Genomic DNA, 16,300 nt, shown 5'->3' on the forward strand with positions numbered 1-16,300 from the left:
TCATCGTCGACACCTACGGCGGGATGTCGCGCCACGGTGGTGGCGCGTTCTCCGGCAAGGACCCCTCGAAGGTTGACCGCAGCGCGGCCTACGCCATGCGCTGGGTGGCGAAGAACGCGGTGGCCGCCGGGCTGGCCAAGCGGATCGAGGTGCAGGTCGCCTACGCCATCGGCAAGGCGGCACCCGTCGGCCTGTTCGTGGAGACCTTCGGCACCGAGAACGTCGATCCCGACCTGATCCAGAAGGCGATCACGCAGGTGTTCGACCTGCGCCCGGGCGCCATCGTCCGCGATCTGGACCTGCTGCGCCCGATCTACGCGCCGACCGCCGCGTACGGCCACTTCGGCCGCACCGACGTCGATCTGCCGTGGGAGCGGACCAACAAGGCCGCGGAACTCAAGGTCGCAGCCGGGTTGTGACCGGAGTCGGTCTGAGTCGGGTGTGAGCAGCAAGCGCGAACCGGCGCCGATCGCGCCTGTTGCGCAGGTGCTGCCCATGCTGGGCCTGGCGCACCTCGACCGTCCTTTCGACTATCTGGTCGACGCCGAGCAGGACCTCCGTGCCGTGCCCGGGGCGAGGCTCCGTGTGCGTTTTGCCGGCCGACTGGTCGACGCCTTTCTGCTGGCCCGCCTCGAGCGCAGTGAGCACGACGGCAAGCTCGCGTGGATCGAGCGCGTCGTCTCGGCCGAACCGGTCCTGACCCCGCAGATCGCGGAACTGTGCCGGGCGGTCGCCGACCGCTACGCCGGCACGATGTCCGATGTCATCCGCCTGGCGGTGCCGCCACGCCATGCCCGGACCGAGGACGAACAGCGCCCACCGCCCAACGAGACGCCGCTCATCGACCCCGCACCCGGGCTTGAGCACTGGACCCACTATCGGGGCGGCCCAGCCTTCGGAGCCGCGGTGCGCGACGGTCGGGCACCTCGGGCGGCGTGGCAAACCGTGCCCGGCGAGGACTGGGCCGCGCGGCTGGCCGAGCTGATCGGTCACACCGTCGCCGGTGGTCGCGGGGTGATCGCGGTCGTCCCCGACCAGCGCGACCTCGACCGGCTGGAACAAGCCTGCGCCGGCCTGGGGGACCGGTGTGTGACCCTGGCCGCCGGGTTGGGACCGACCGCCCGCTACCGACGGTGGCTCGCCGCACTGCGGGGGCAGGCGCAGGTGGTGCTCGGCACGCGCAGCGCCATCTTCGCGCCCGTGCACGACCCGGGACTGATCATCGTCTGGGACGACGGCGACCCCAGCCTGGACGAACCCCGCGCACCCTATCCCCATCCGCGCGAAGTGGCGGTGATCCGAAGCCACCAACAGCAGTGTGCGCTCGTCATCGGTGGCTACGCCCGCACCGCCGAGGCCCAGGCACTGGTCACCGCCGGATGGATGCACGACCTGGTCGCCGACCGGGCCGACGTCCGGCGGCGGTCTCCGCGCGTGCAGGCACTCGCCGAGGAGAACCGCGCCGTCGGCAACGACCCGCTGGTCCGGCTCGCCCGCGTGCCCGAATTCGCGTTCCGACTCGCCCGATCCGCCCTCGATGCCGGGCGGCCGGTGCTCATCAGCGTGCCCCGCCGCGGTTACCTGCCGTCGCTGGCCTGTGCCGCGTGCCGTACCCACGCGCGGTGCCGGTCGTGCCACGGCCCACTCGCCATGGCCCCGGACCAATCGGTGTCGTGTCGGTGGTGCGGCCGCGTGGACCCGGCGCCGCGGTGCGCCGCCTGTGGCTCGACGCAGATCCGTGCGTTGACCATCGGTGCCGCGCGGACCGCCGAGGAACTCGGCCGGGCGTTTCGCGGGGTGCCGGTGGTCACCAGCGACGGCTCGCGGGTCGTCGACTCCATCCCCGACGACGCCCGGCTGGTCGTCGCGACCCCCGGCGCAGAGCCCATCGTCGCCGGTGAGGGATACGGCACCGTCATCGCCGTCGACACGTGGGCCCACCTCGACCGTGAAGACCTGCGGGCCGAAGAGGACGCCGCGCGGCACTGGTTCGCCATTGCCGCACTGGCCCGATCCGCTGTCGACGGCGGGAACGTCGTACTGCTCGCCGAGAACGAGGTGCCCGCCGTTCAGGCCGTCATCCGCTGGGACCCGGTCGCCTTTGCCGCAGACCAGTTGGCCCAGCGCACTGAACTCGGTTTCCCTCCGGCGGTGACGATGGCCGCGGTCGATGGCACCCCAGCGGCGGTCCGCCAGTTCGTCGACCTCCTCGAACTCCCGCCCGACGCCGGCATCCTGGGCCCGGTCCCACTCCCGCCGGGGGTACGCGGACCGGCCGGGGGAGAGCGGACCGACCGTGGTGCGCGCGCCGACGAGTTCGAGCGTCTGCTGATCCGTGTCGACCGGCGTCACGGTCGCGAGCTCGCCGTCGCGCTGAGTCGCGCCCAGGCCCGACGGACGAGCGCGCCCGACACCGGGCCGCTGCGGGTTCAGGTCGACCCGTCGACGATCGGCTGACCAGCGGGGCCGCCTAGTATTGGCCGAATGCGCGTCCTCTTCGCCGGCACTCCCGCGGCCGCAGTGCCCTCGCTGAACGCCCTGCACGATTCTCCCGACCATCAGGTCGTGGGAGTGCTGTCGCGCCCCGACGCGGTATCGGGGCGAGGACGCAAGACGACTCGCAGCGACGTCGCCCAGCGCGCCGACGAGTTGGGTATCGACGTCTTCACCCCGCCGCGGTTGTATCACAACGGTGAAGTCGACCCGGAGGTCCTTGCGCAGTTGAACCGATGGGCACCCGACTGTGCCGCCGTCGTCGCCTATGGCGCCTTGATCCCGCCGGCGCTGCTCGACCTGCCCGCCCGCGGCTGGATCAACCTGCACTTCTCGTTGCTTCCGGCGTGGCGCGGCGCCGGTCCCGTCCAGGCGGCCATCGCAGCCGGTGACACCGTCACCGGGGCCAGCACGTTCCAGATCGAGGCCGGACTCGACACCGGCCCGGTGTACGGCACCTTGACCACCGACATCGGCGCCGGTGAGACCAGCGGTGACCTCCTCGACCGGCTAGCGCTCTCCGGCGCCAATCTGCTCGTCGCGACCCTCGACGGCATCGAGGCCGGCGAGTTGGCGCCGGTCGCACAACCCGACCACGACGTGTCGCACGCGCCCAAGATCACCGTCGCCGACGCCCGCGTGGTCTGGGCTCGGCCCGCGCACATCGTCGACCGCCTGATCCGGGCCCACACCCCCGACCCGGGTGCCTGGTGCGCGGTCGACACCGGCACCGACGAACTGCGCCTGCGGATCGGGCCGGTGCGTCGCGGTATCGCCGATGAGCCCGGCGCGCCGGAGAACCTGTCGCCCGGGGAGTTGGCGGTCACCAAGAAGGCCGTGTACGTCGGGACCGCCGACGAGGTCGTCGCACTCACTTGGGTGGTGCCACCCGGCAAGAAGCAAATGCTCGCCGCCGACTGGGCGCGCGGCGCTCGCCTGGAGCCCGGGCAGGTGCTCCGATGAGCGGGGGACGGCCCGGCAACCCGAAGCTGCGCGACAAGTCAGTCGATCCGGTGCGCGCGGTCGCCCGCGACGTGGTGCGGGCGGTGCGCGAGCGCGATGCGTACGCCAACCTGCTGCTCCCGTCAATGCTGCGCGAGCGTGGCCTGTCCGGTCGTGATGCCGCGCTGGCCACCGAGCTCACGTACGGCACGCTGCGCGCACAGGGGACTCTCGACAAGGTGATCGCGTCCGCGGCGGGCCGCCCGGTCACCGAGATCGACGGGAAGCTGCTCGACGTGCTGCGCCTGGGCGCCTACCAGCTGCTGCGCACCCGCATCGGATCCCACGCTGCGGTCTCGACGTCGGTCGATCTGGTCCGCTCCGAGGACGGTCAGGGCCCGGCCGGGTTCGTCAACGCGGTCCTGCGCAAGATCTCCCAGCGCGACGAGGAGATGTGGGCCGACCAGCTGGCGCCTTCCATCGCACAAGACCCGGTGGGCCACCTCGCGTTCGCCTACGCCCACCCGCGCTGGATCGCCGAGGTGTTCGCCGATGCGTTGGGCGGGTCCATCGGCTCGTTGCAGGCCGCGCTGGCCGCCGACGACTCCCGACCACCGGTGCACCTCGTCGCCCGCCCCGGTCAGATCACGGCCACCGAATTGGCGCTGATCGCCGGAGGGGACGAGGGCCGTCTGTCGCCCTATTGCGTCTACCTTCCCGGCGGAGACCCCGGCCGGCTCGACGTCGTGCGCGAGGGGCTGGCCGGCGTGCAGGACGAGGGCAGTCAACTCGTCGCGATCGCGCTGACCCGCGCCACGCTCGACGGGCCCGACGGCGGGCGCTGGCTCGACTTGTGCGCCGGGCCGGGCGGCAAGGCCGCACTCCTCGGCTCCCTCGCCGAGTCGAGCGGCGCCCACCTCGACGCGGTGGAGGTCTCCGAGCACCGCGCCGACCTGATCCGGTCGGTCACCGCGGACCTGCCGGTGACCGTCGTCGTCGCCGACGGCCGCGACTCTGGACTGGAGCCCGGGTACGACCGTGTCCTCGTCGACGCGCCATGCAGCGGACTCGGCTCGCTGCGCCGACGTCCGGAAGCGCGGTGGCGACGCCGGCCGTCCGACGTCACCGAACTCGTGCCGCTGCAGCGCGAACTGCTCACCGCGGCGCTGGATCTGGTCCGTCCGGGCGGGGTCGTGGTCTATTCGACGTGCTCCCCGCATCCGGCCGAGACCGTCGGCGTCGTCGACGCCGTGTGCGCGGCGACCGGGGCCGAGCAACTCGACGCACGACCATTCGTCACGACCGAGGGCATGGAGTTCCCGTCGCCCGGTGATGGGCCCCACGTGCAGTTGTGGCCGCACCTGCACGGCACCGACGCGATGTTCCTGGCGGCGCTGCGCCGTCCAGCCGATACCTGAGCACCTAGACACGGGCCACTAGAATCGGGGCCATGTGCCAGCGACCCAGCGCTCCGATGATCGCCCCGTCCATCCTGTCGGCGGATTTCGCCAACCTCGCCACGGAGATGCGTGCCGTGGAGGGATCGGACTGGCTGCACGTCGACGTGATGGACGCGCATTTCGTCCCCAACCTGACCCTGGGCCTGCCGGTGGTCGAGAGCCTGCTGGCCGCCACCGACATCCCCATGGACTGCCACCTGATGATCGACGACCCGGGACGCTGGGCACCGCCCTACGCGGAGGCCGGCGCGTACAACGTCACGTTCCACGCGGAGGCCACCGACGATCCGCGGGCCGTCGCGCGTGACATCCGCGCCGCCGGGGCCAAAGCCGGGTTGGCGATCAAGCCGGGCACCCCGCTCGACCCCTACCTGGAGATCCTGCGCGACGTGGACACGCTGCTGGTCATGAGCGTCGAACCGGGCTTCGGCGGGCAGAGCTTCATCCCCGAGGTGCTGGGCAAGGTGCGCACGGTCCGCTCGCTGGTGGATTCGGGCGAGCTGAGCATCCTCGTCGAGATCGACGGCGGGATCAACGCCGACACCATCGAACAGGCCGCCGAGGCCGGGGTGGACTGCTTCGTCGCCGGCTCGGCCGTCTACGGTGCCGCCGACCCGGGACGGGCCGTCGCCGCACTGCGCGAACAGGCCGCGGCGCACTGGCCGACGGCCACCGTGGGCGCCGAGTAGGAGTGCCGGTGTCTGTCGACCCGATCCTCGACGAGGCGATGGCGCGCGCCATCGCCGAATCGGGTGCCGCGATGGGCTCATCGTCACCGAACCCGCCGGTCGGGGCCGTGGTCATCGGAGCGCGCGGCGAGGTGATCGCGGTCGGGCACACACAACCGGTCGGCGGCCCGCACGCGGAGGTGGTGGCGCTCACGGCGGCGGGGGAGGCGGCGCGCGGCGCGACGGTCGTCGTCACGTTGGAGCCCTGTAACCACACGGGGCGAACCGGTCCGTGTTCGCGAGCCCTGATCGATGCGGGCGTGGCGCGCGTGGTCTACGCGCTCGCCGATCCCAATCCGCTGGCTGCCGGTGGGGCGCAGGCGCTGCGCGACGCCGGTATCGCCGTCGTGGCCGGGTTTGGCTCCGAGATTGCCGCCGACGGTCCGCTGCGGGCCTGGCTGCACCGCCAGCGCACTGGCCGCCCGTTGGTGATCGCGAAGATCGCGACGACATTGGATGGGCGGGTCGCCGCGCCCGACGGGACGAGCCAATGGATCACCGGGGCTCAGGCCAGGGCTGATGCACACGTCGTGCGCGGGGGTCTGGACGCCATCGTCGTCGGCACCGGCACCGTTTTGGCCGATGACCCGTCGCTCACCGCGCGCACCGCCGACGGGTCGTTGGGCGCCCATCAGCCGGTCCGGATCGTCCTGGGCAATCGGGACCTGCCGCCGGGGGCAAGAGTCTTCGACGACGCCGCGCCGACGCGACAGGTCCGCTCACACGACCCGCATGACGTTCTCGCCGCGGTCCCCGATGCGCTGACGGTCCTCGTCGAAGGCGGGCCGGCGGTGATCGGCGCGTTCTTGGCGGCCGGTCTCGTCGACGAGGTGCACGCCTATCTCGCGCCGACGATCCTAGGCGCGGGGGCCGCCGCCGTCGACGATCCGACCGTGGCTACGCTGGCCCAAGCGCATCGGTTCACCCCGGTGGAAGTGCGCCGACTCGGCGCCGACGTGCGCTTGACCCTGAGACGCGACGCAGAGGCGCCGACTACTTCCGGTTGATGAACCAGCCGACTATCAGGCCGAGAATCGCCGCGACGCTCAGCGCGAGCCAGAGGGCGGTGTCGACGCGGAAGAACAGGAAGTTGACCTGGGCCTGCACCCGGTTCAAGGCGATGAACACGATGGCGATGATCGCGACGATCAGCGGCAGCCAGTGCTTCTTGAGCAGGCCGAGGATTGAGTTGGAAAAGCTGCTGGATTTGGCATCATTGGACATGCTGCACAGCATTGCATGCCGCAAAGTTGCGCGCGGCCGAACTGTCAGCGGGGGCCCAAACCGACGGGGGAGTCCAGAGTCGATTTCCCGGCCTGGCCCCTGGGAGACGTTGATTCGCACTGATTCCAATGCCGCCGGCGGGTGGGGCTGCACTCACCGTCGTGCTAATTTCGTAAGTAGAGTTCTCGGGGCAGGGTGTGATTCCCTACCGGCGGTGATACCGGGTTTCCGGTAGAGCCCGCGAGCGCCCGACACGGCTTCATCGGCCGGGGCGGGGTCAGCAGATCCGGTGCGATTCCGGAGCCGACGGTCATAGTCCGGATGTGAGAGAACCCCGCGGTATCGTGCCCGCACGAGCCGCCCGGCGCCCTCGCGCGTCCCCCCGCCCCTTTTACTCTGTGCTGTAGGGAGCTGGAGAGGGAGTAGCGACGTGTTCACAGGAATCGTCGAGGAGTGCGGGACCATCACCGCCAAGGAAGAACTGGTCGACGCGGCGCGGTTCACGGTCCGCGGGCCCACCGTCACCGGCGATGCCGGGTTCGGGGACTCGATCGCCGTCAACGGAGTGTGCCTCACAGTCACCGAGCTGACCGAGGACGGCGAGTTCGCCGTCGACGTGATGGCCGAGACGCTGCGCCGGAGTTCACTGGCCGACCTGGGTGTCGGCGCGACCGTGAATCTGGAACGTGCGATGCGCGCCGACGGCCGGTTCGGCGGACACATCGTCCAGGGCCACGTCGACGGCGTCGGTGAGATCACCGCCATCAGCCCCACCGAGAACTGGACCGTCGTGCGCATCGCGATCCCCGAGAGCTTGCGGCGCTACATCGTGGAGAAGGGTTCGATCACCGTCGACGGTGTCTCGCTGACGGTCTCGGCCATCGGTGCCGACTGGTTCGAGATCTCCCTCATCCCCACGACGCTGGCGCACACGAACCTGGGTCAGGCAAAGGTCGGCAATCCGGTGAACCTGGAGGTCGACGTGATCGCGAAGTATGTAGAGCGATTGACGAGCACGGCCGCGCAGGCCGGGAACGAGTGAGGCGACGATGACCGGGCACGAGAGCGAGCCGATCCGTTTCGATTCCATCGAACGGGCTGTTGCCGACATCAAGGCGGGCAAGGCCGTGGTCGTCGTCGACGACGAGGACCGCGAGAACGAGGGCGACCTGATCTTCGCCGCGGAGATGGCCACCCCCGAGTTGGTGGCCTTCATGGTCCGTTACACCTCCGGGTACCTTTGCGTGCCGTTGTCCGGGGACGACTGCGACCGACTCGGACTACCGCCGATGTATTCCACCAACCAGGACAAGCACGGCACCGCCTACACAGTGACCGTCGACGCCCGCGAGGGCATCGGCACCGGTATCAGCGCCGCCGACCGCGCCACGACGATGCGGTTGCTCGCCGACCCCGCCAGCCGGGCCGTCGACTTCACCCGGCCGGGCCACGTGGTCCCGTTGCGGGCCAAGGAGGGCGGTGTCCTGCGCCGACCCGGGCACACCGAGGCCGCCGTCGACCTGGCGACGTTGGCCGGCCTCGCTCCGGCAGGCGTCATTTGCGAGATCGTCAGCCAAAAGGACGAGGGCGCCATGGCGCAGGGCGACGAGCTGCGCGTCTTCGCCGACGACCACGGACTCGCGCTCATCTCCATCGCCGACCTGATCGCCTGGCGGCGCCGCAACGAGAAGCACGTGCAGCGCGTCGCCGACGCGCGCATTCCCACCGACCACGGCACGTTCCGCGCGGTCGGTTACACCTCCGCTTTCGACGACGTGGAGCACGTCGCACTGGTGATGGGGGACATCAGCGCCGACAACGGCGACGACGTGCTCGTGCGCGTCCACTCGGAGTGCCTGACCGGCGACGTCTTCGGTTCATTGCGGTGCGACTGCGGCCCGCAGCTCGACGCGGCGATGGCGATGGTGGCCGCGGAAGGGCGCGGAATCGTGCTGTACATGCGCGGCCACGAGGGCCGCGGCATCGGGTTGCTGCACAAGCTGCAGGCCTATCAGCTGCAGGACGCCGGCGAGGACACCGTCGATGCGAACCTGTCGCTCGGGCTGCCGGCGGATTCGCGCGACTACGGGATCGGCGCTCAGATCCTCGTCGACCTGGGTGTGCGGTCGATGCGGCTGCTGACGAACAACCCGGCCAAGCGGGTCGGCCTCGACGGGTACGGCCTGGCCATCACCGAGCGTGTGGCGATGCCGGTGCGCGCCAACCGCGAGAACCTCCGCTACCTGCGTACCAAGCGCGACCGGATGGGCCACGAGCTCGAGGGGCTCGATGAGTACGATCTGGACGTGCCCGACGGGCCGCCCGGCGATTCGCCCGGGCCGGACCGGGTACTCGACGGAGGGGAGCGCGCATGAGTGGCGTCGGCGAGCCCACGCTGGATTTGGCGAACGCCGAGGATATTCGGCTGGCAATCATCGCCTCGCAGTGGCACGAGGTCATCTGCACCTCGCTGCTGAACGGGGCCATTGCCGCCGCAACCGCCGCCGGGGTGGCCGACCTGACGGTGATCCGGGTCGCCGGTGCGATTGAACTGCCCGTCATCTCGCAGGCATTGGCACGCACCCACGACGCCGTCGTCGCGCTCGGCGTGGTCATCCGCGGCGAGACACCACACTTCGACTATGTCTGCGACGCGGTGACCGCCGGACTGACCCGCGTTTCCCTCGACGAGTCGACCCCCGTCGGCAACGGGGTCCTGACCGTCAACACCGAGGCGCAGGCGCTGGCTCGGGCGGGTCTGCCCGAGTCGAGTGAGGACAAGGGCGCCCAGGCCGTCAACGCGGCGCTGGCGTCGGCACTGATCCTGCGGTCCCTGAAGTGAGTTCCGAGCAGGGCGGGCAGTCCCCGTCAACGAATGCCGGCGAGTGGGACCTCGTCTACCGGCCACACCGGTTGCGGGTCTGGAGCTGCGCCGCTGCGGCGGTCGTCCTGGTGATTCACGCAGTCTTCGCCTATCTGCTGACGAAATCGCAGATCGTGCTGTTCGGCCACACGTTCACCTTCGGCGACAACGGCGTCCGCAATGTCGGCTCGGCCGACCAGTGGGCCATCCTGCTCATCGGGGTCGTCGCCGTCGGCGGAATCCTGTTGCTCACCCAGCCGCGGGTGCGGGTGGGGCAGCGCGGCATCGCCGTGCGCAACCTGATCGGCGAGCGCCTTTTCGGCTGGGACGAGATCACCGGCGTGACCTACCCGGACTCCAGCATGTGCGCGCGATTGGAGTTCCCCGACGACGAGCACATCCCGATACTCGCGATCCGCGCCGGCGACGGGGAGCGCGCTATCGCGGCGATGGAGCGCGTCCGCGACCTCCACGAGCAGTACAGTGCCGCCGAACTCCGGGGGAGGGTCGGCGATGCCTGAGGTCGGCGGGGTGGTCACGGAGCAGCCCATCACGCGCACCTGGCTGGTCGCCGCCGTGTACCGCCCGCTACGCGCCACAACGATCCTCTTGGCGGGCTACTTCCTGCTGCCGATCGGCCACGGAAACGCCTGGAACGCTGTCGGCCTGGTGATCGGGGCCCTGATGGTGACGGGTTTCGTCCTCTGGGAGATGTGGCGGATCCGCGGCAACAGCTATCCGGCGCTGGTGGCGTTGGAGATCCTGACCGCACTCGTCGTGCTCTACATCGTCGTGTTCTCCGCCACATACTTCCTGTTCTCCGACTATCAGCCGGCCAGTTTTTCCGAGGAGCTCACGCGGCTCGATGCGCTGTACTACTGCCTGACCATCTTCACCACCACCGGCTTCGGCACCATCGCCGCCGTAAGCGAAGGGGCGCGCATCGCCGTCTCCCTGCAGATGGTGTCCTCGCTCATCTTGCTGGGCTTCGGGATCAACTTCCTCGCGTCCCTCGTCACCGACAAGATCAAACACACCCACATCGGCGGTTAGCCGTGCTGCTGGCTGTCGGTCCGGCCGACTAACCTGAACTGCGTGCCCGATCCCTCCACGTACCGACCCGCTCCCGGGTCGATCCCCACCGAACCGGGGGTGTACAAATTCCGGGATCCGCACGGGCGCGTCATCTACGTCGGCAAGGCGAAGAACCTCCGGTCACGGCTGACGTCGTACTTCGCCGACGTCGCCTCATTGCACCCCCGCACCCACCAGATGGTGACGACGGCGGGCTCGGTCGAGTGGACCGTCGTCTCGACCGAAGTCGAGGCCCTGCAGCTCGAATACAACTGGATCAAAGAGTTCGATCCGCGCTTCAACGTGCGCTACCGCGACGACAAGTCGTATCCGATGCTCGCGGTCACCCTCAATGAGGAATACCCGCGCCTGCACGTCTACCGCGGGCCGAAGCGCCGTGGCGTCCGCTACTTCGGGCCGTACTCGCATGCCTGGGCCATCCGCGAGACCCTCGACCAGCTGACGCGGGTGTTCCCGGCGCGCACCTGCTCCAACGGCGTCTTCAAACGGCACAACCAGATGGGGCGGCCCTGCCTGCTCGGCTATATCGACAAGTGCTCTGCACCCTGCATCGGACGGGTCAGTGCCGTCGAGCATCGCGAGATCGTCGACGATTTCTGCGACTTCCTCGCCGGCCGCACCGACAAGATGATCGCCGACGTGGAGTCCCGCATGCGGGAGGCGGCGCAGGACCTCGACTTCGAGAAGGCGGCCCGGCTGCGCGACGACGCGACGGCGCTGCGGCGAGCCATGGAGAAGCAGGCCGTCGTCCTCGGCGACGGCACCGACGCCGACGTCGTCGCGATGGTCGGCGACGAACTCGAGACGTCGGTCCAGGTCTTCCAGGTGCGCGACGGGCGCGTCCGCGGACAGCGGGGCTGGGTCGTCGAGCGCCCCGACGATGATTCCCTTGGAACACAGGTCGAACAGTTCCTCACCCAGTTCTACGGCGCATTGGCCGACCAGGACGCGACGGTGACCGTGTCGGCCAGCCGGGAGGCGGGGGAGTCGGTGCCCCGCGAGGTCCTCGTCCCCGAACTGCCGCAGGACGCCGACGAACTGGCCGAGTGGCTGTCGGTGCTGCGCGGATCGCGGGTCGCCTTGCGCGTGCCGCGGCGCGGCGACAAGCGCGACCTGCTGGAGACCGTCGAGCGCAACGCCTCCGAAGCACTCGCGCTGCACAAACTGCGCCGGGCCGGGGACCTGACATCGCGCTCAGCGGCTCTCACCGAGATCCAGGAGTACCTCGGTATGGACTCCGCGCCGCTGCGGATCGAGTGCGTGGACATCTCACACGTCCAGGGCACGGACGTCGTCGCGTCGCTGGTCGTGTTCGAGGACGGGCTGCCGCGCAAGTCGGACTATCGCCACTACTCGATCAAGGAGGCCGCAGGCGACGGCCGCTCCGACGACGTCGCCTCGATCGCCGAGGTCACCCGACGACGGTTCCTGCGTCATCGGGCCGACGCGGAACAACCCGAAGCCCTCGACCCGCAAACCGGTCGGCCCCGCAAGTTCGCCTATCCGCCGAACCTGTTCATCGTCGACGGCGGCGCCCCCCAGTGCCATGCCGCAGCGGCAGTCCTCGATGAACTCGGGATCACCGACGTCACCGTGGTCGGCCTGGCCAAGCGCATGGAGGAGATCTGGGCCCTCGGCGACGACGAGCCGATCATCATGCCGCGGACCAGCGAGGGCCTGTTCCTGCTGCAGCGCGTGCGCGACGAGGCGCACCGGTTCGCGATCACCTTCCATCGCAGCAAGCGCAGCAAGCGGATGACGAGTTCGGCACTCGACGCGGTTCCGGGTCTGGGACCCACCCGGCGCACCGCACTGGTGACCGCGTTCGGCTCGGTGGCGAACCTGAAGGCGGCCTCCGTCGAGGAGATCGCTGCCGTCCCCGGAATCGGTCCAACAACGGCAAAGACGGTCCACGAGGCCCTGGCGGTCGGTAGACAGGAGAGCGATGTCTGAGATCACGGTTGTCTTCATCGCCGGCATGTCCGGAGCGGGCCGCTCGGCTGCGGCCGACGTGTTCGAGGACGACGGTTGGTACGTCGCCGACAACGTGCCGGTCTCCCTGATCGGGAAGCTGGTGGAGTTGGCCAGAACCGGCGGCGACCAGACCTCGCGCCTGGCGATGGTGGTCCGCGGCGCAGACGAGCATTTCGCCGACGAGCTCGCGGCCCTGCGCACCGACCTGGAGGCGGCTGGCGCCTCGGTATGGCAGGTCTTCCTCGATGCGAGTGACGAAGTACTGGTGCGGCGGTTCGAACAGGTCCGCCGACGCCATCCGCTGCAGACCGACGACACCCTGGTCGAGGCGATCGGTCGCGAACGCTCCCGCCTCGCGGGCGTGAAGGAGCAGTCCGACCTGGTGATCGACACCTCGTCGTCGTCGGTGGCGCGGCTGCGCGAGATCCTCGCGAACTCGTCGGCCGACATGGCCACGGCCACCAGTCTGTCGGTGTCGATCCAGTCGTTCGGATTCAAGTACGGCCTGCCGATCGACTCCGATCTCGTCACCGACGTGCGCTTCCTGCCCAACCCGCATTGGATCCCCGAGCTGCGCGAGCAGAACGGGACCGACGCCCCGGTGCGCGACTACGTCCTGAGCCAGGAGGGCGCTGACGAATTCGCCCGCCTCTACGCCGACATCATCCGACTCGTCGCCGACGGCTATCTGCGCGAGGGCAAGCGCTACATGAGCGTCGGCATCGGCTGCACCGGCGGCAAGCACCGCAGTGTGGCAATGGCACAGGAGTTGGCACGCCGGCTCGAGGAAGGGCAGCGCGAGGGCGGACCCACCTTCGACGTGCGGGTGATGCACCGCGACTTGGGGCGCGAATGAGCGGCCCCGTGCCGGGCATCGACCGTATTGTCGCCCTTGGCGGCGGCCACGGGCTGTATGCGACCCTCACTGCGATGCGGTACCTCAGCCCGGATATCACCGCGATCGTCACCGTCGCCGACGACGGCGGGTCGTCGGGACGGCTGCGCGGCGAGCTCAACCTGATTCCTCCTGGCGATCTCCGGATGGCGCTGGCCGCACTCCTCGTCGCACCGGCCGCACTGGCCGACATGGACGACGAACAGGCGCGTCGCGCGGAGCTGTGGGGCGAGTTGCTCCAGCACCGCTTCGGCGGCCACGGCGCACTTGCCGGCCATCCGATCGGGAACCTGCTGCTGGTGGGCCTGACCGAGTTGCTCGGTGATCCGATCGAGGCGCTGAAACGGCTCGCGGAGCTTACGCAGGTGGGCGGGCGCGTACTGCCGATGTCGACGGTGCCGCTGACGATCGAGGCCGACGTGACGGGGTTGGAGGCCGACCCGCGGCTGAGCCGGGCGATTCGCGGACAGGTGGCGGTCGCGACGACGCCGGGCAAGGTGCGCCGCGTGCGTCTGCTGCCCGAGGCGCCACCGGCAAGCGTGGAGGCGTGTGCCGCCATCGAGGCCGCGGACCTCGTCGTGCTGGGCCCGGGTTCGTGGTTTTCCAGCGTAATCCCGCATGTACTCGTCCCCGATCAGCTGGCTGCGCTATCTTCAACATCTGCACGCAAGATGCTGATCGTTAATCTCGCGCCCGAGCCGGGGGAGACGCCCGGCTTTTCGGTCGAGCGCCACCTGCACGTGTTGCACGCGCATGCGGATACTCTCCGCATCGACGAGGTGCTCGTCGACGAGCGCTCGGCCCCGGCCGGTCGCGAACGAGAGCACCTCGCGCGCGCTGCCGCACTGTTCGGTGCCGAACTGCACGTAGGAGACCTCGCCGTGAACGGAACGCACGTCCACGACCCGCAGCGGGTCGCGCAGATGGTGGCCAGTGTGATGGGGGTCGCCCCGGCGTCTCCCGACGTGCCCCGGGCGCGCCGGGAATTGGCATAGTGAGTGGGCAGGGACGAACAGTGAGCGGAGGATCGTCGCCGGTGGCCATGACAGGTGCGGTCAAGGACGAGCTGAGTCGTCTCAACGTGACGCTGGCCAGCTGCCGCCGCGCCGAGGTCGCCGCGATGCTGCGGTTCGCCGGCGGGCTGCACATCGTCGCCGGCCGCGTCGTCGTCGAGGCAGAACTCGACACCGGCAATGTGGCCCGGCGTCTGCGTCGCGAGATCCACGACCTGTACGGCTATCCGTCGGAGGTCCACGTCCTGCGCAGCGGCGGGATCCGCAAGGGGGCGCGCTACATCGTCCGCGTCGTCAAAGACGGGGAGGCACTGGCCCGCCAGACCGGGCTCCTCGACCAACGCGGACGCCCGGTCCGCGGCCTGCCCGCCATGGTCGTCGGCGGAAGCGTCGCCGACGCCGAGGCCGCGTGGCGCGGCGCGTTCCTCGCGCACGGTTCGCTCACCGAACCCGGTCGCTCCTCGGCGCTGGAAGTCAGCTGCCCCGGCCCCGAAGCGGCACTGGCACTCGTCGGGGCCGCCCGCCGGCTCGGCGTCGCTGCCAAGGCCCGGGAAGTACGTGGCGCCGACCGAGTCGTCATCCGCGACGGCGAGGCGATCGGCGACCTGCTCACCCGCATGGGTGCACAGGACACCCGCCTGGAATGGGAGGAGCGCCGCATGCGGCGCGAGGTGCGGGCCACGGCCAATCGGCTCGCCAACTTCGACGACGCCAATCTGCGCCGGTCGGCGCGAGCGGCCGTCGCTGCGGCGGCCCGCGTGGAGCGCGCGCTGGAGATTCTCGGCGACGAGGTGCCCGACCATCTGATCGCCGCCGGTCGGCTGCGCGTCACGCACCGCCAGGCGTCTCTGGAGGAACTCGGCAAACTCGCCGACCCGCCGATGACGAAGGACGCCGTGGCCGGACGGATCCGCCGACTGCTCTCGATGGCGGACAAGAAGGCCCGTGTCGAGGGGATTCCCGACACCGAATCAGCCGTGACCACCGACTTGCTCGACGACGAGTAGCACCGCGGCCCTGCCGCGGCCGGTGAAGTCGGACAGACCTGCGCCGGACGAACGCGCACCGTCTAGGCTGAGACCGTATCGGTGCAGCATCGCCCACAACCGTGGCGCGCGAGGCGATTCTCGCGCGCCGACCCGATAAGGAGAAAAGCACGTGACTGTTCGCGTAGGCGTCAACGGATTCGGCCGCATCGGCCGCAACTTCTTCCGTGCCGTGGAGGCCCAGAAGGCCCTCGGTACCACCGACATCGAGATCGTCGCGGTCAACGACCTCACCGACAACGCCACGCTGGCCCACCTGCTGAAGTTCGACTCCATCCTGGGCCGCCTGCCCGAGGACGTCAGCCTCGAGGGTGACGACACGATCGTCGTCGGCGACAAGAAGATCAAGGCCCTCTCGGTCAAGGAGGGCCCGGCGGCCATCCCGTGGGGCGATCTGGGCGTGGACATCGTCGTCGAGTCCACCGGTATCTTCACCGCGCGCGCCAAGGCTCAGGGCCACCTCGATGCCGGCGCCAAGAAGGTCATCATCTCCGCCCCTGCCTCCGACGAGGACATCACCATCGTGATGGGCGTCAACGACGACCAGTACGACGGCAGCCAGAACAT

17 protein-coding genes and 1 riboswitch are annotated in these 16,300 nt (G+C 69.9%); of the genes, 16 read left to right on the top strand and 1 reads right to left on the bottom strand.

What is annotated here, in order from left to right; all coding sequences use genetic code 11:
• The 6 genes from B4L26_RS00470 to ribD all read left to right on the top strand — a co-directional run.
• On the top strand, positions 1-419 hold a 419-nt coding region (locus tag B4L26_RS00470; protein WP_290714487.1), incomplete at its 5' end, for a methionine adenosyltransferase domain-containing protein.
• Positions 420-495: 76 nt separating this feature from the next.
• Positions 496-2,457 (top strand): primosomal protein N', encoded by a 1,962-nt coding sequence (locus B4L26_RS00475; protein ID WP_290714525.1) that lies wholly within the window; start codon positions 496-498, stop codon positions 2,455-2,457.
• Between the two features lie 27 nt (positions 2,458-2,484).
• The gene (fmt, locus tag B4L26_RS00480; RefSeq protein WP_290714490.1) at positions 2,485-3,456 is read left to right on the top strand and encodes a methionyl-tRNA formyltransferase; all 972 of its coding nucleotides are present in this window, start codon (positions 2,485-2,487) and stop codon (positions 3,454-3,456) included.
• Positions 3,453-4,853: an RsmB/NOP family class I SAM-dependent RNA methyltransferase gene (locus tag B4L26_RS00485; RefSeq protein WP_290714492.1), complete on the top strand. Its 1,401-nt coding sequence runs from the start codon at positions 3,453-3,455 to the stop codon at positions 4,851-4,853. The genes fmt and B4L26_RS00485 overlap by 4 nt, the downstream gene beginning before the upstream one ends.
• Before the next feature lie 32 nt (positions 4,854-4,885).
• Positions 4,886-5,584 (top strand): ribulose-phosphate 3-epimerase, encoded by a 699-nt coding sequence (rpe, locus tag B4L26_RS00490; protein WP_290714494.1) that lies wholly within the window; start codon positions 4,886-4,888, stop codon positions 5,582-5,584.
• Between the two features lie 38 nt (positions 5,585-5,622).
• Positions 5,623-6,630, top strand: coding sequence for a bifunctional diaminohydroxyphosphoribosylaminopyrimidine deaminase/5-amino-6-(5-phosphoribosylamino)uracil reductase RibD (ribD, locus tag B4L26_RS00495; protein ID WP_290714528.1), 1,008 nt, complete (start codon positions 5,623-5,625; stop codon positions 6,628-6,630).
• Here ribD and B4L26_RS00500 read toward each other — a convergent pair.
• On the bottom strand, positions 6,617-6,847 hold the full coding sequence (locus tag B4L26_RS00500; RefSeq protein ID WP_290714497.1) for a LapA family protein: 231 nt from the start codon (positions 6,845-6,847) through the stop codon (positions 6,617-6,619). The genes ribD and B4L26_RS00500 overlap by 14 nt on opposite strands.
• A 177-nt stretch (positions 6,848-7,024) precedes the next feature.
• Positions 7,025-7,184, top strand: a riboswitch (FMN riboswitch).
• Between the two features lie 93 nt (positions 7,185-7,277).
• Between B4L26_RS00500 and B4L26_RS00505 the strand changes: the two genes are divergently transcribed.
• From B4L26_RS00505 to B4L26_RS00550, 10 genes are all read left to right on the top strand, one after another.
• Positions 7,278-7,889: a riboflavin synthase gene (locus B4L26_RS00505; RefSeq protein ID WP_290714500.1), complete on the top strand. Its 612-nt coding sequence runs from the start codon at positions 7,278-7,280 to the stop codon at positions 7,887-7,889.
• Between the two features lie 7 nt (positions 7,890-7,896).
• Positions 7,897-9,222, top strand: coding sequence for a bifunctional 3,4-dihydroxy-2-butanone-4-phosphate synthase/GTP cyclohydrolase II (locus B4L26_RS00510; protein ID WP_290714502.1), 1,326 nt, complete (start codon positions 7,897-7,899; stop codon positions 9,220-9,222).
• The gene (gene ribH, locus B4L26_RS00515) at positions 9,219-9,689 is read left to right on the top strand and encodes a 6,7-dimethyl-8-ribityllumazine synthase (protein ID WP_290714506.1); all 471 of its coding nucleotides are present in this window, start codon (positions 9,219-9,221) and stop codon (positions 9,687-9,689) included. Before B4L26_RS00510 ends, ribH begins: the two co-directional genes overlap by 4 nt.
• Positions 9,686-10,231, top strand: coding sequence for a PH domain-containing protein (locus B4L26_RS00520; RefSeq protein WP_290714509.1), 546 nt, complete (start codon positions 9,686-9,688; stop codon positions 10,229-10,231). The genes ribH and B4L26_RS00520 overlap by 4 nt, the downstream gene beginning before the upstream one ends.
• A complete protein-coding gene (locus B4L26_RS00525; protein WP_290714511.1) occupies positions 10,224-10,763 on the top strand; it encodes an ion channel in 540 nt (179 codons plus the stop codon). The genes B4L26_RS00520 and B4L26_RS00525 overlap by 8 nt, the downstream gene beginning before the upstream one ends.
• Positions 10,764-10,805: 42 nt before the next feature.
• Positions 10,806-12,758, top strand: coding sequence for an excinuclease ABC subunit UvrC (gene uvrC, locus B4L26_RS00530; protein WP_290714514.1), 1,953 nt, complete (start codon positions 10,806-10,808; stop codon positions 12,756-12,758).
• On the top strand, positions 12,751-13,635 hold the full coding sequence (gene rapZ, locus B4L26_RS00535; protein ID WP_290714516.1) for an RNase adapter RapZ: 885 nt from the start codon (positions 12,751-12,753) through the stop codon (positions 13,633-13,635). Before uvrC ends, rapZ begins: the two co-directional genes overlap by 8 nt.
• Positions 13,632-14,669, top strand: coding sequence for a gluconeogenesis factor YvcK family protein (locus B4L26_RS00540; protein WP_290714518.1), 1,038 nt, complete (start codon positions 13,632-13,634; stop codon positions 14,667-14,669). The genes rapZ and B4L26_RS00540 overlap by 4 nt, the downstream gene beginning before the upstream one ends.
• A 47-nt stretch (positions 14,670-14,716) precedes the next feature.
• Positions 14,717-15,694, top strand: coding sequence for a DNA-binding protein WhiA (gene whiA, locus B4L26_RS00545; protein WP_290714530.1), 978 nt, complete (start codon positions 14,717-14,719; stop codon positions 15,692-15,694).
• A gap of 151 nt (positions 15,695-15,845) precedes the next feature.
• The coding region (locus B4L26_RS00550; protein ID WP_290714521.1) for a glyceraldehyde 3-phosphate dehydrogenase NAD-binding domain-containing protein at positions 15,846-16,300 on the top strand (455 nt) is incomplete at its 3' end.

This window comes from Gordonia sp. UBA7599 (assembly GCA_002477755.1).
Classification (GTDB): Bacteria; Actinomycetota; Actinomycetes; order Mycobacteriales; family Mycobacteriaceae; genus Gordonia.

Excerpts from the sequence above, each read along its gene's own strand:
- B4L26_RS00475 (WP_290714525.1), top strand. The coding sequence starts at position 496 with ATGCTGGGCCTGGCGCACCTCGACCGTCCTTTCGACTATCTGGTCGAC.
- fmt (WP_290714490.1), top strand. The coding sequence starts at position 2,485 with ATGCGCGTCCTCTTCGCCGGCACTCCCGCGGCCGCAGTGCCCTCGCTG.
- B4L26_RS00485 (WP_290714492.1), top strand. The coding sequence starts at position 3,453 with ATGAGCGGGGGACGGCCCGGCAACCCGAAGCTGCGCGACAAGTCAGTC.
- rpe (WP_290714494.1), top strand. The coding sequence starts at position 4,886 with ATGTGCCAGCGACCCAGCGCTCCGATGATCGCCCCGTCCATCCTGTCG.
- ribD (WP_290714528.1), top strand. The coding sequence starts at position 5,623 with ATGGCGCGCGCCATCGCCGAATCGGGTGCCGCGATGGGCTCATCGTCA.
- B4L26_RS00500 (WP_290714497.1), bottom strand. The coding sequence starts at position 6,847 with ATGTCCAATGATGCCAAATCCAGCAGCTTTTCCAACTCAATCCTCGGC.
- B4L26_RS00510 (WP_290714502.1), top strand. The coding sequence starts at position 7,897 with ATGACCGGGCACGAGAGCGAGCCGATCCGTTTCGATTCCATCGAACGG.
- ribH (WP_290714506.1), top strand. The coding sequence starts at position 9,219 with ATGAGTGGCGTCGGCGAGCCCACGCTGGATTTGGCGAACGCCGAGGAT.
- B4L26_RS00525 (WP_290714511.1), top strand. The coding sequence starts at position 10,224 with ATGCCTGAGGTCGGCGGGGTGGTCACGGAGCAGCCCATCACGCGCACC.
- rapZ (WP_290714516.1), top strand. The coding sequence starts at position 12,751 with ATGTCTGAGATCACGGTTGTCTTCATCGCCGGCATGTCCGGAGCGGGC.
- B4L26_RS00540 (WP_290714518.1), top strand. The coding sequence starts at position 13,632 with ATGAGCGGCCCCGTGCCGGGCATCGACCGTATTGTCGCCCTTGGCGGC.
- whiA (WP_290714530.1), top strand. The coding sequence starts at position 14,717 with ATGACAGGTGCGGTCAAGGACGAGCTGAGTCGTCTCAACGTGACGCTG.